This window comes from Streptomyces sp. NPDC007157 (genome assembly GCF_040634235.1).
GTDB lineage: Bacteria > Actinomycetota > Actinomycetes > Streptomycetales > Streptomycetaceae > Streptomyces.
Genome location: NZ_JBEYFE010000003.1, coordinates 37,417 through 50,888, shown reverse-complemented (window position 1 = coordinate 50,888; position 13,472 = coordinate 37,417). Strand labels below are relative to the sequence as shown.

Genomic DNA, 13,472 nt, shown 5'->3' with positions numbered 1-13,472 from the left:
ACAGTGTATCGACATGAGACATCGCATCGCAGTGGTCGGGAGCGGTCCTGCCGGCCTTACCTTCGCCCGCGTCCTGCACCGCCATGGCCACCCTGTCGATCTCCTCGAACGCGATCCCGCCCCTGACGCCCGCCCCCCGGGCGGCACGCTGGACCTGCACGAAGGGATGGGCCAGCGCGCGCTGGAGAAGGCGGGGCTGCTGGCCGAGTTCCAGGCGCTGTCCCGCCCCGAGGGGCAGGCCATGCGCATCCTGGACGCGGACGGGACCGTCCTGCGCGACTGGCGGCCCCGTCCGGATGACCGGGCCAATCCCGAGATCGACCGCAGGCAACTCCGCGACCTGTTGCTCGGGCCCCTGGACGTTCAGTGGGGCCGGGGCGTGACGAAGGTGGTCCCGGGGGGCCAGGACGGCGTGCTGGTCCACTTCGCGGACGGGCGACAGGAGACGTTCGACCTCGTGATCGGCGCGGACGGCGCCTGGTCCCGGGTCCGCCCGACGGTCTCGTCGGTGACGCCGCACTACACCGGCGTCACCACGGTCGAGACCTCCCTCGACGAGGTCGACACCCGCCACCCTGACCTCGCGCGTCTGATCGGCGACGGTTCCGTGGCTGTGTACGGCGTGAACCGAAAGCTCGTCGCCCAGCGCAACAGCGGCGGCCACGTCAAGGTGTACGCCCAGTTCCGCGCGCCGCTGGACTGGCACGCGAACCTGGACCTGGCCGACGTCGAGGCCGTGCGATCGAGCCTGCTGGCTCTCTTCGACGGCTGGGCCGCTCCCGTCCTCGAACTCCTCCGCCACGGCTCCGCTTTCGCCCACCGCCCCCTCTACGTCCTGCCCGTGTCCCACACCTGGACCCACGTCTCCGGAGTGACGCTACTGGGCGACGCCGCCCATCTGATGCCCCCATTGGGCGCGGGCGCGAACCTCGCGATGCTGGAAGGCGCCGAACTCGCCGAGTCCATCGGCACCGGCGCCGGAGATCTGGACGAGACCGTCCGCGCCTTCGAGGAGAAGATGTGGGCACGGGCCGGCAGATGGGCGAAGATCACCACGGCCGGTCTGGAACGCCTTGTGAGCGAGGACCCCGCCGAAGCCCTCGCCCTCTTCGACCAGGTCCAGCCGTCCTGACTGCCAAGTGCGAGAGCGGCAGCACCGACAGCTCGCCACTGCCACCTCGGACCCTGCTCAGGACCGCCCGCTCCAGAGGCGGACCGGCTCTAGGAGCCGCCCAGCGACACCACGGTGGCGTCCGTGGTGCCCTGCGGGGTCCTGAAGCTGACGGTGTCGCCGACACGGTGTCCCAGCAGTGCACGCCCGAGGGGGCTGTCCTCCGTCACCAGGTTCTCGTCCGCCGCGGAGGCGATCTCGCCGATCGCGATGTTCTGCACCGCGCCGTCGGCGAACCGCACGCTGACCGTGCTGCCGACACCGACCACGCCCGCGGGGGCCGGTTGGGCGACCGCCGCCTGGTGCAGCCGCAGCGTGATGGCCTCGATACGGGCGTCCAGGCGCCGCAGATCGTCGGCCCGCTGCAACTCGTCGGCCTCGTCCGCCTGGTCGCCCGGGGAATCGTCGCCGAGAAGCGTCGCGGCGACGTCCTGCCGCTCGGTGTGGAGATCGGCCAGCTGCTGTTCCAGCGCGCGACGACCCTCGGCGCTGATCGGTTCAGGGCCACCCATGTCCGCTCCTTCGGTGACGGCACGACTGAAGTCGGAGTTCGGACCACACGCGGTACCGATTTTACCGACTATGTCCGTAGCTGCGCTGCCGCCAGGTCTCCGGCCGCCGGGGTCAGCGGAGGAAGCCCTCGTAGTTGCGCTGCTGGAGCTGGCTCTCGATCTGCTTCACGGTCTCCAGACCGACACCCACGATGATCAGGATGCTGGTGCCGCCGAACGGGAAGTTCTGGCTCGCCCCGAACCCGACCAGCGCGATGGTCGGGACGAGGGCGATCACCCCCAGATACAGCGAACCCGGCCAGGTGATCCGGTTGAGCACGTACGACAGATACGTCGCGGTCGGCCGTCCGGCCCGGATGCCGGGGATGAAGCCGCCGTACTGCTTCATGTTGTCCGCGACGTCCTCCGGGTTGAAGGAGATGGAGACGTAGAAGAACGCGAAGAACACGATGAGCAGGAAGTACAGGGCGATGTAGATCGGGTGGTCGCCCTTGGTCAGGTTCTGGGTGATCCACCGTTTCCAGACGGAGTCCCCGCCCGAGAACTGTGCGACCAGGGCCGGGATGGACAGCAGCGAGGAGGCGAAGATGACCGGGATGACGCCCGCCTGGTTCACCTTCACCGGGATGTAGGTCGAGGTGCCGCCGTAGGACCGGCGGCCGATCATGCGCTTGGCGTACTGGACCGGGATCCGGCGCTGGGCCTGCTCGACGAAGACGACCAGGCCGACCATGGCGAGGCCGACGAGGATGACGGCACCGAACTCGATCCAGCCGCCGGCCAGGGTGCCCTGCTTCTTGATGGCCCACAGCGCGGACGGGAAGGAGGCGGCGATCGAGATGAACATCAGGATCGACATGCCGTTGCCGATGCCGCGGTCGGTGATCAGCTCGCCGAGCCACATGACGAGGGCGGTGCCGGAGGTCATGCAGATCACCATCGTGATGGTGGTGAAGATCGACCGGTTCGGGATGATGCTGGAGGCGACCGAGCAGCCGGAGAAGATGGCGCCGCTGCGGGCGGTGGCGACCAGGCCGGTGCCCTGCAGGACGGCGAGTGCCACCGTCAGGTAGCGGGTGTACTGGGTGATCTTCGTCGTGCCCGCCTGGCCCTCCTTCTTCATGGCTTCCAGACGCGGGATGACCACGGTCAGCAGCTGAAGGATGATGCTGGCGGTGATGTACGGCAGGATGCCGAGCGCGAAGATGGTGATCTGCAGCAGCGCGCCCCCGCTGAAGAGGTTGACCAGTCCGAACAGCCCCTGGTTGCCGGACGCCTCGCTCACACACGTCTGGACGGCTCTGTAGTTGACGCCGGGGATCGGGACATGGGTGCCGACCCGGTAGACCACGATCATGCCCAGCGTGAAGAGCAGCTTCTTGCGCAGGTCAGGCGTCTTGAAGGCATTGATGAACGCGGTGAGCACGGTGCCTCCTGCACCCCTTCGCGCGTGGGCCGTCGGGGTCGGCGATGACGGCAGCACATCGACACGGGAGCGAGGCATGCCGTCCGGAACGGTTCGGGCCACACATGAATGACTCCACACGCGTCGCCCGACACCTGTTCAACGGAATTTGCAACTTTTGGGCTCACGACACACTCACCCCCCGTGCTCAGGTACTCACCTCTCGAAGGAGGCGAAGGCAGTCTCCTGCCGCCACTGAACGGCGGCCTTCGCGCTGTCGGTGATGAGCCGGCGGCACTCCGCCGTCGGGGTACGGCCGCTGCCGGGCAACTGGCCGGCGCAGGCGGTCGCGGGGCGGTAGCCGTCACGGGTGGGGTTGCCCCGCCACAGGCTCCGGCCGGGGAGGAACGCGTACTCGAGGGAGGCGCGGGCCAGGTCCTTGAGTTCGGGGTAGGTCAGGCCGTAGGTCTGGGCGGCGTACTGGTACTCGTGGGTGATGTCGATCCGGGAGACGCCGGGGTCGTCGGTGGCCAGGACGACCGGTACGCCGTAGGAACGGTAGGTGTTGAAGGGGTGTTCGGCGCCGCGTACACCGAGGATCTGGGCGTTGCTGGTGAACGGCACCTCGACGGCGATCTGGCGGGCGGCCATCGTACGGGCCGTCTGCTGCCAGCCGTCCTCGTGGACCAGGTCGACGCCGTGTCCCACGCGCTCGGTGCCGGCGACGTTCACGGCTTCCGCGATGTGGAACTTCAGGTCCTGGGGCTTGACCAGGCCGGGCCACAACTCGCCCGCGTGCAGGGTGACATGGGCCTTGGGGTAGACGGTGCGCAGGTAGTTGAGCATGCGCATCTGCAGGCTGTAGCCGGCCAGCGAACTGTCCCAGTCCTCGGGCTGCACGAGGTTGACGGCGACGAACCGGGGGTCGCGTTCGGCGAGCCGCATGCCGAGGGCCAGTTGCGTGAAGACGCGCTCCGGCGCACTGCCGCGGTTGACCTGCGAGATCCAGCGCACGGTCAGCGCACAGCCGGGGCGGGGACGGCTGGTGCCGCAGCGGGCGGCCGTACGGAACTCGGCGTCACCGTCGTCGGCCTCCTTGCGCGCGTCGGCCACGACCTTGTCGAGCCTGCCGCCGGCCACCAGCTTGGCGTGCAGCGCGGCCAGGTCGGGGTCCCAGCCGACCTCGGCGGCCAATTGCCGGGCGCCGTCCGAGGCCGGGGTGATCATGGTCTCCAGGTAGAACTGGTTCTGCGCCGCGTCCGTGTCGGCGACCTGGGCGAGCAGCTTTCCGCGATGCCGCCAGGGCACCTCCCCGAACTTGTTGAACGTGTCGAAGAAATGGTCGTGACCGTTCTGGTCCGGCGGGAAGTCCTGCATCGACCAGGCGCGCACGATCGCCTCGTAGAAGTCGTGGTCGGTACGGGCATCGGAGGCCGGGCGGGTACCGGGGCCGCACGGCGGTACGACGGCGGTCAGGGTGGCCGTGTCGATACACAGCCCGTCCTCGGCGGCGAGCTCGATCAGGTACTCGGTCCTGACCGCCCCGGAGAGGTGGTTGTGCAGGTCGCCGCCCTTGGGCAGGTGCCGGAAGAAACCGCGCAGCAGCCTGGGGTCGTTGCGGATCGACTCCAGGTACGCGGCCGTACGGGCCTCCGCGGCCGTCCTCGGCCGGGGGGCGCCCGGTACGGCCTCCTCGTGCGCGGCCGCGGGCGGCGCGGCCGACAGGGACGCGAGGCAGAGCAGCGAGAGGGCGCCGAGTCCGGCGGAGAGCGCCGTGCGGCGTGAGGAGTGCGCGGCGCGGGGGCCGTGATAGGTCGTCACACTCAGATGATCATCAGGTCGGTCCGGCCGGACCCGGCTGCCGCGCGGTGGGCACGACGGAGTCACCCGCGCGGGCGCAGCGGCGACCGGCCGGACCGTGCCGTGGAGTCCGCACGAGCCGCACGCTCAGTCCGTCGCCGGCTTCGGCCGGCCGGCGCCCGCGTGCTCCGCCAGTGCCCGCTGCCGGGCGTAGTCGACGGCCGCCGCCAGTGTCTGGATGTCGTAGGCACCGTGGTGACGTCGGCCGTTGATGAAGAAGGTGGGCGTGCCGGAGACACTGCTGAGGTCCGCGGAGTCCACGTCCTCCGCCACCCGGGGGGCGCCGCGGTGCTGTTCCAGGTCCCGCCGGAACCGCTCCACGTCCAGCCCGAGTTCCCGTGCGTGACGCAGCAGGTCGCGCGCGCCGAGAGCGTCCTGCCGGTCCAGCAGCAGGTCGTGCATCTCCCAGAAGCTCCCCTGGCGGGCGGCGGCCTCCGAAGCCTCCGCCGCCAGTTGCGCGTTGGGGTGGACATCGGTCAGCGGCAGGTGCCTCCACACGTAGCGGACGTCCGTGTCACAGCCCAGCAACTCCCGAACCACCGCCTCGGCCTGGCCGCAGTACGGGCACTCGAAGTCGCCGTACTCCACCAGGGTGACCGCTGCCCGATCGGGTCCGCGGACACGGTCGTGGCGCGCGTCGACGGCGACCGCGAGATCGGTCAGCGGATCGGCGTTTCCCAGCAGCGCCCGGGCCCGGCGGGCGGCCGGCAGCAGGTTCATCACCCCGGTGACCGCCCAGCTCACCGCGAAGGCGCCGACCAGCGTGGCGAGGATGCCGATACGCGCCTGGTCCAGTTCCTCGCCCTCGAAGGCCAGTGAGGCGATCAGCAGCGACACCGTGAAGGCCGCTCCGGCGATCGCGCCGCCGACGGTGACCGAGCCCCAGCCGACGCCGGGCCGCAGCCTTCCGCCCGACAGCAGCCGGGCGGCCGCCATGGACCCGACGAGCCCGATCACCTTGCCCACCACACAGCCGCACACGATGCCCAGCGTGATCGGAGAGGTGAACGCCTCGGCCAGTTTCCCGCCGCTGAGTTCGATGCCGGCGTTGGCCAGCGCGAACAGCGGCACGATGCCGAAGCTCACCCATGGCAGGAACCTCTGTTCCAGCCGCTCGTTGGGGGAGATCGCCGCGGTCAGACCCTGTACGGCCGAGCGCTGCAACTCGGGTGTCGGCTGCTCCCGGAACAGCCTGAAGAGCCGACTGGCCTGCTCAAGGTCCTCGCGCGGCGCCGGGTAGGCGACGATCAGGGCGCCGACCGCCAGTCCGGTCACGACCGGGTCCACCCCGGCCTCGTGCAGCGCCACCCAGACGACCACCGACAGGACGGCGCAGTACCGTCCTTTGCGGACGCGTGCCAGCCGCAACAGCATGATGACCAGCAGCGTGCCCACGGCCACCAGCAGCGCGGGCAGGTGGATGTCGTCGCTGTAGAAGACCGCGATCACCAGGAGCGCGACCAGGTCGTCGACGACCGACACGGACAGGATGAACGCCCGCAGGGAAGCCGGCAGCCGCGACCCGAGAACGGCCAGGATGCCCAGTGCGAAAGCGGTGTCCGTCGACATCGCCGCACCCCAGCCGTGCAGGGAGTCCCGGCCCGCGTTGAACGCGCAGTAGATCAGCGCCGGAACGACCATGCTGCCCAGTCCGGCCACCGCGCTCAGCAGCACCCAGCGCCGGTCACGCAGTTCCCCCATGTCGAACTCGTGCCGGGCCTCCAGGCCGACGACGAAGAAGAACAGGCTCATCAGCCCGGCGTTGATCCACTCGTGCAGGGTCAGCGACAGGTGCTTCGTGTCGAAGCCGATCGTGAAGTGCGCCTGCCACACGGCCTGGTACGAGCGCATGTCGATGTTGGCCCACAGCAGCGCGACGCACACCGCGCCGAGGAGCAGGACGGCACTGCCGGTCTCGGTCTGCACGAAGGAACGCCAGCGCGTCTTGCTCTGCGTTGCCAGTCCCTGGGACGCCTCGGTGGACTCGTAGCCGCTCACGTGCCGATTATCACCGCCGGCCAGGTGATGGGCGGCCGGGACTCGACACCGGTGACAGTGACCCGGCGACTCCTTGTTGACGGCGCGTCATGTACGGCGTCCGGAACCGGCCTGAGGGCCCTGGTTCGAGAGGTGTGGGCGTTGTCACGCCCATCGATTGTGGTCTGAGTTGTTTGCATCACAGCGGAAATGTCCATTTGGCGTCCATGCTCGAAGCGGCGATCGGCTCCCGAACTGGAGCCTGCCGTCGATGTCTTGGGCGTGCGGTTCTGAAGTGACCCATGGCACAGCGCCCGCGGCATCTCTCCCTAATCCTCCCGGAAGGACACGTTATGTCCGCTTTCCTTTGCCCTCCTGCCGTGATCCACGGAGAGTACGCCGTGGAAACCAGCCAGATCGTGGCGGAGGTGCGCGACCGGCATCCGCATGCGGCGTGGACGCCTCGGATCGAGGGAATCGCGGCCAGCACGGGCATAGAGACCCGCGGGTGGATGCTGCCGCTGGAGGCCGCCGTGGCGCCCGGCAAGGGCGGTGGCCTGCGGGCCGTCGGCAGCGCGGCGGCCCAAGAGGCACTGGCGCGTGAAGGGTTCACCCAGCAGGACGTGGACCGCGCGATCGCCGCGCTCGAGGCGATACCCGCGCCGCAGACCGTGCAGGAGCGCACCGCGCCGGCCTGGGAGGCGGTGCAGTCCTACGGGGAGCATGCGGCGCGCGGGGCCCTGCAGATCGCCGGTCTGGACGTCGCGGACGTCGACTGCCTGATCACGAGTCACTCCACCACCCCGGCGCTGCCCGGGCTGGACGTCGCCCTGGCCAACAAGCTTTCCCTGCGCAACGACGTGATGCTGCTGCCGGCCACACAGTGGGCCTGCGTAGCGGGAACCCGTTCCCTGGCGCTGGCGGCGGATCTAGTGGCCGCGGACCCCGACCGGGTGGTCCTGGTCGTGATCGCGGAGGCGCTGAGCACGACCTACCAGCCCGCGGACGACACTCTCGAGTCCCTGATCGTCCGGCTGCTCTTCGCGGACACCGCGGTCGCCACGGTGGTCACGGGCCGTCGACGGAGCGAGTCGGCGCTGCGGCTGGACGCCGCCTGGCACCACACCCTGCCGGGCACCCAGGACCTGCACCGCCTCGACACGCGCGCGGACGGCACCCACTTCGTGATGGACCGGCGCGGCCCGCGCGCCGTGCAGGAGACGGTCACCGCGATGTGGGAGTGGCTGCGCGTCCGCTACCAGGACGACCCCGACGCCTGGCACCCCGACGTGCTGCTCGCGCACCCCGGCGGGACCCGGGTGCTGGAGTACATGGAGCAGACGATGCCCGACACGTGGCCGTCGGGACTGCTGGAGTACAGCCGGGACAGCTACACCAGCGGCAACCGCGGAGGCGCCGCCGTGTTCGACATCATGCGGCGGGCGTACGACGCCGGGCAGAAGTCGGGCAGCCGCGCCGTCCTGTACGCGGCGGCACCGGGCCTCAGCGCGACCGCCCTGGAAGGGGAGTGGCTCTAGCCGGAAGAGGGGCGGCGGTGGTGCGAGCCCGCGCCATCCCTGCGGCGCACGGCCGTCCCGGGCGTCACCTCGCGACTTCCGCCCAGACAACCTTGCCGGTGTCCGTCCACCGCACGCCCCACCGGGTGGTGAGCCGGTGCACCACGTACAGGCCGCGACCCCCGTCGTCGTAGAGGCCGCCGCGCCTCAGACGCGGCCTGCCGTTGCCGGTGTCGCCCACCTCGCACAGCAGACTGTGGCCGGCCCTGATCAGCCGTACCGTGATGGGGCCGGTGGCGAAGCGCACCGCGTTGGTGACCAGTTCGCTGACCAGGAGCAGCACGTTGTCCCGGGTGCCGTCCCGGGCGTGCCACTGCCGCAACAGCGCGGCGAGCAGCGCGCGGGCCCGGGCGGGCGCGTCAGTGCGGGCGGGCAGCCGCCAGGTCGCGGTGTCCCCCTTGCGGTAGCCGATCATCCGCGCCAGCAACAGGGTCACGTCGTCGCGCTGGTGCGGGGGTGCCAACGCGGAGACCACGTGCCGTGCGGCCTGCGGGAGAGCGTCCCAGGGGTGCACCGTGGACACGACGTCCGCCAGCCTGCCGATGCCGTCGTCGATCGCCACGCTCGGATCCTCCACCAGGCCGTCCGTGTAGAGGGCGAGCAGGGAGCCGGAGGGGACATCGAACGTGTGTACGTCGAACGGCTCTCGCAGTGCGAACTCGGCGCCCAGACCGGGATGCGGGCGGATCGCGAGCGGGCCCGCGCGCCCGTCCGGGGACACGAGGACCGGCGGGAGATGGCCGGCGCTGGACAGCGCCATGCTGTGACTGACCGGGTCGTAGAGGGCGATGCAGCAGGTCGAACCGAGGGCGCTGTAGCCGGCCGCCAGCCCGGACTCCGTGTCGTCCAGCAGCGTCACGGTCTCGTCCAGGTGCTCCAGCACCTCGTCGGGCGCGAGCCCCGCGGACAGCAGTGCGCGGGCCTCCATGCTCAGCTGACCCATGGTCGCCGCGGCTCCCAGGCCATGTCCGACGACGTCACCCACCACCAGCGCGGTACGACCGTCCGGCAGCGGAAAGCTGTTCACCCAGTCACCGCCGACCCCCGCACTGTCGGGCGTGGCGGGCTGGTAGACGCTGGCGATCTCGATGGTGTTGCCGCCCATGCGGGGCAGCAGCCGGCGCTGCAACGCCAGCACCTGCTTGTGCTCGCGCTGGTGCTGACGGGCCAGGTCGACGTGGTGGACGGTCCTGGCGACCAGTTCCTGCAGGTCGAACAGTTCGCTGTCGCGGAACGGGCTGTCGGCCCGCCGCCAGATCTCGGCCAGGCCCAGCACGACGGGCGGCGCGCCGTCCAGGACCAGCGGTATGCACGCCACCCCCGCCGACGGGTCGCCGGGCACCAGGGCACGTATCAGCTGCGGACTGCCGAGGACCCGCTCGACCGCCTTCCGGTCGGGGATGACGATGGCCTGCGGGGCGTCGTCCCGCCGCACCGCCTGCGCCAGCAGGCGACTCGCGTCGCCGGGAAGATCGTCGCCCGGAGTGACATAGCCCTCGGGCCACGCGCGGTTCGGCACCAGGGCCGCTCGCCGCAGCCGGATGCGCCCTTGCGCCTGCCCGGTGACTCCCTCACCCGTCCACACGGTGAAGTCGAGGTCGACGGCGGCCACGTCTCCCCAGGCCAGCAGGGACTCCGCCAGTGACTGCGCGGTCTCGCCGATGTCCAGCGAGGTGCCGATCGCGGTCTCGGCGGCGTACAGGTGCAGCCGCTTGGCCATGGCGATCACGGAGACGGTCAGGCCTTCCTGAGGCACCGCGGCGGGCAGGATGCTCAGCGACACCACCAGTTCCGACCCGTCGCGGCGCCGCAGACGCTGGATCCGCGCGACATGCGCCTCACCGGTCTCCAGAACCTGCCGCAACCGACGCGTGACCGTCGGTACGTCCCCGGGGGGCAGGAGATCGACGAAGGGACTCCCGGCCACGGCGTCCAGACCGGCGAACACCGGGGCGTCCAGATTGGAGCGGATCACCCTCAGGTCCCGGTCCAGGTTGATCACGCCGAGTATCTGATCCTGCCGGCCGGCTACTGAGCCGTCGGGTACGCGCAGACCCGTGCCGGGCTCGCCACGCCCGTCGGCGTCGGCGCGACCGGCGGCCGGTTCCGCTCCTCCACGGGGGACGTAACGCCCCAGCGCGCTGCTGACCATGTCGAACGGCGACGACGACGAGGAGGAGGGTGTGGAGTCCATGTGGCTCTCTCAGCAATCGCCGACGCAGCGCCGGAGTCGTGCTCGGACCCGGCGACGGGGCCCCGAGATCCCTGACCGCACACCTCATTGAATATCACCGGGGCTCGCTTCGCCCACACCGGCGGATCACGCGGCGAACGCGGACGGTGAACGGACACCGGCCCCGCCGGGCACTCACCGGAGCCGACGTCCGACCCTGTTCAAGCCTGCTGTTCCGGGGCGCCGGTCTCCAGCGGCAGGCCCAGGCGATCGGCGAGTTCGGGTACGCCGATGCCGAAGGTCTGCCGCACCCTCACCCCGCTCGGGGTGAGGTCGAAGACGGCCAGATCCGTGTAGACGCGGTCCACACAGGCCAGGCCGGTGAGCGGGTAGCCGCACTCGGGGACCAGCTTGGGTGCCCCGTCGCGGGTGAAGAGGTTCATCATCACGAAGACCTTCTTCGCCCCGATGGCCAGGTCCATGGCTCCGCCGACCGCGGGAATGGCGTCGGGTGCGCCGGTGTGCCAGTTGGCCAGGTCGCCGCGCGCGGAGACCTGGAAGGCGCCGAGGACGCAGATGTCCAGATGACCGCCGCGCATCATCGCGAAGGAGTCCGCGTGGTGGAAGTAGGCGGCGCCCGGCAGTTCGGTGACGGGAACCTTGCCCGCGTTGGTCAGGTCCGGATCGATCTGGTCCTCCGCAGCGGCGGGGCCCATGTTGAGCATGCCGTTCTCGGTGTGCAGAACGACCCCGGAACCGGGAGAGAGGTGGTCGGCCACGAGGGTGGGCTGGCCGATCCCCAGGTTGACGAAGGATCCGTGCGGGATGTCACGGGCGATCAGGGCGGCGATGCCGTGCTTGCCCAGCGGGCCCTGACCGCCGGTCGTCGGGGAAGTCTGTGTCATGAGTGATCAGCCACCTGCACCACGCGGTCGACGAAAATACCGGGCGTCACGACGGTCTCGGGATCGATCTCGCCGGTCTCGACGACCTCGCGGACCTGGGCGACCACGGTGGTGGCCGCGGTGGCCATGACGGGACCGAAGTTCCGCGCGGTCTTGCGGTAGACGAGATTGCCCATACGGTCCGCTCGATGAGCGCCGATCAACGCGAGGTCCCCGCCGATGGGGTACTCCAGCACATGGAGGCGGCCGTCGATCTCCCGCACCTCCTTGCCTTCCGCGAGCAGCGTGCCGACACCGGTGGGGCAGAAGAAGGCACCGATACCGGCGCCCGCCGCCCTCAGCCGTTCCGCCAGAGTGCCCTGGGGGACCACTTCGAGTTCGATCCGGCCCGCCCGGTAGAGGCCGTCGAACACCCAGGAGTCCGCCTGGCGGGGGAAGGAACAGATCACCTTGCGGACCCGTCCCTCGGCCAGCAGCGCGGCAAGACCGGTGTCGCCGTTGCCGGCGTTGTTGGAGACGACCGTGAGGTCGGTGGCCCCCTGCCGGATCAGCGCGTCGATCAGCGCCACCGGCATGCCCGCCATGCCGAAGCCTCCGACGAGCACCGTGGAGCCGTCCTGGACGCCGGCGACCGCCTCGTCCGCATCAGCACACAGCCGTGTGGTCACCTGCTGCCCCCGGCGACGTTCTCCAGGACCACGGCGAGGGCCTGGCCGACACCTATGCAGATCGCCGCGACCCCCCACCGCTTGCCGGACACCTGCAGCCGGCGGCACAGGGTGCCCAGCAGGCGGCCGCCGGACGCACCGAGGGGATGGCCGAGCGCGATGGCCCCGCCCTTGGTGTTGACGATCTCCGGATCGACGTCCCACGCGTCCACGCACGCCAGTGCCTGGACGGCGAACGCCTCGTTCAGCTCGACGGCGTCGACGTCGGCCCACGAGATGCCCGCACGCTTGAGCGCCCTGTTCACGGCCTCGACGGGCGCGTATCCGAACATCTGCGGATCCACCGCGGCCACGCCGCGGCCCGCGACGCGGGCGAGGGGATCCACACCGATACGGGTGGCGGCCGCGGCCGAACCGAGCAGCACCGCGGAGGCGCCGTCGTTCAGCGGCGAGGCGTTCCCGGCCGTGATGAGGCCTTCGGCGCGGTAGGCGGGCTTGAGCGTGGCGAGCTTCTCCATGGTGGACCCGGGACGGATGCCCTCGTCGCGTTCCAGAACGGTGCGCTCGCCGTCCGAGACGGGGACGACCAGGTCGTCGTAGAAGCCCGCGTTCCAGGCGTCGTCGGCGAGCCGGTGGGAGCGGAGGGCGAACGCGTCCTGGCGCTCGCGCGAGACGGCGAAGCGGTCGCCGAGCTGTTCGTTCGCCTCGCCCAGGGAGACCGTCCACTCCTTGGGCATGCGCTCGTTCACCAGGCGCCAGCCGAGCGTGGTGGACACGGCGGTGACGTCCCCGGCGGGGAAGCCGCGCCCGGGCTTGGGCAGGACCCACGGGGCACGGGTCATCGACTCGACTCCGCCGGTGAGGACGATGTCCGCGTCGCCGCTCTCGATGTCGCGCGAGGCGATCAGGGCGGCGTCGAGGGACGATCCGCACAGGCGGTTCACGGTGGTCGCGGGCACCGAGGTGGGCAGCCCCGCCAGCAGGACGGCCATCCTGCCGACGTTGCGGTTGTCCTCGCCGGCGCCGTTGGCGTTGCCCCAGACGACGTCGTCGATGCGTCCGGGATCCAGTGCGGGGGTCTTGGCGAGGACCCCGCCGATGACCTGTGCCGCGAGGTCGTCGGGCCGGACCTCGGAGAGGGCGCCCCTGAAGCGGCCGAAGGGGGTTCGCGCCGCCGAGTAGAGATAGCTGTCGGTCATACCGTCACGGTAGGAGCGTGGACTT

At 70.5% G+C, this 13,472-nt stretch carries 10 protein-coding genes; 2 read left to right on the top strand and 8 right to left on the bottom strand.

Annotation, left to right across the window (positions count from 1 at the left end):
* The first annotated feature begins 13 nt into the window (after positions 1–13).
* Positions 14–1,132 carry an NAD(P)/FAD-dependent oxidoreductase gene (locus ABZ642_RS05885; protein WP_360477751.1) on the top strand — a complete coding sequence of 373 codons (1,119 nt, stop codon included), beginning with the start codon at positions 14–16 and terminating at the stop codon, positions 1,130–1,132.
* Positions 1,133–1,221: 89 nt separating this feature from the next.
* On the opposite strand, the gene ABZ642_RS05880 is transcribed toward ABZ642_RS05885, so the two are convergent.
* The 4 genes from ABZ642_RS05880 to nhaA all read right to left on the bottom strand — a co-directional run bounded on the left by ABZ642_RS05880 (position 1,222) and on the right by nhaA (position 6,946).
* On the bottom strand, positions 1,222–1,683 hold the full coding sequence (locus tag ABZ642_RS05880) for a GreA/GreB family elongation factor (RefSeq protein WP_360477748.1): 462 nt from the start codon (positions 1,681–1,683) through the stop codon (positions 1,222–1,224).
* 112 nt (positions 1,684–1,795) lie between these two features.
* On the bottom strand, positions 1,796–3,109 hold the full coding sequence (gene secY, locus ABZ642_RS05875) for a preprotein translocase subunit SecY (protein WP_360477745.1): 1,314 nt from the start codon (positions 3,107–3,109) through the stop codon (positions 1,796–1,798).
* 195 nt (positions 3,110–3,304) lie between these two features.
* Positions 3,305–4,909 carry an adenosine deaminase gene (locus tag ABZ642_RS05870; protein WP_360477742.1) on the bottom strand — a complete coding sequence of 535 codons (1,605 nt, stop codon included), beginning with the start codon at positions 4,907–4,909 and terminating at the stop codon, positions 3,305–3,307.
* 126 nt (positions 4,910–5,035) lie between these two features.
* The gene (gene nhaA, locus ABZ642_RS05865; protein WP_360477739.1) at positions 5,036–6,946 is read right to left on the bottom strand and encodes a Na+/H+ antiporter NhaA; all 1,911 of its coding nucleotides are present in this window, start codon (positions 6,944–6,946) and stop codon (positions 5,036–5,038) included.
* A 332-nt stretch (positions 6,947–7,278) separates the two neighbouring features.
* Here nhaA and ABZ642_RS05860 point away from each other — a divergent pair, with 332 nt between their 5' ends.
* On the top strand, positions 7,279–8,463 hold the full coding sequence (locus tag ABZ642_RS05860) for a type III polyketide synthase (protein ID WP_360477736.1): 1,185 nt from the start codon (positions 7,279–7,281) through the stop codon (positions 8,461–8,463).
* Between the two features lie 64 nt (positions 8,464–8,527).
* On the opposite strand, the gene ABZ642_RS05855 is transcribed toward ABZ642_RS05860, so the two are convergent.
* From ABZ642_RS05855 to ABZ642_RS05840, 4 genes are all read right to left on the bottom strand, one after another.
* A complete protein-coding gene (locus ABZ642_RS05855; RefSeq protein ID WP_360477733.1) occupies positions 8,528–10,696 on the bottom strand; it encodes a SpoIIE family protein phosphatase in 2,169 nt (722 codons plus the stop codon).
* A gap of 200 nt (positions 10,697–10,896) precedes the next feature.
* The gene (locus tag ABZ642_RS05850) at positions 10,897–11,580 is read right to left on the bottom strand and encodes a 3-oxoacid CoA-transferase subunit B (protein ID WP_360477730.1); all 684 of its coding nucleotides are present in this window, start codon (positions 11,578–11,580) and stop codon (positions 10,897–10,899) included.
* On the bottom strand, positions 11,577–12,248 hold the full coding sequence (locus ABZ642_RS05845; RefSeq protein ID WP_360477727.1) for a 3-oxoacid CoA-transferase subunit A: 672 nt from the start codon (positions 12,246–12,248) through the stop codon (positions 11,577–11,579). Before ABZ642_RS05845 ends, ABZ642_RS05850 begins: the two co-directional genes overlap by 4 nt.
* Positions 12,245–13,447, bottom strand: a complete 1,203-nt coding sequence (locus tag ABZ642_RS05840) for a thiolase family protein (protein ID WP_360477724.1) — start codon at positions 13,445–13,447, stop codon at positions 12,245–12,247. The genes ABZ642_RS05845 and ABZ642_RS05840 overlap by 4 nt, the downstream gene beginning before the upstream one ends.
* Positions 13,448–13,472: the final 25 nt, after the last annotated feature.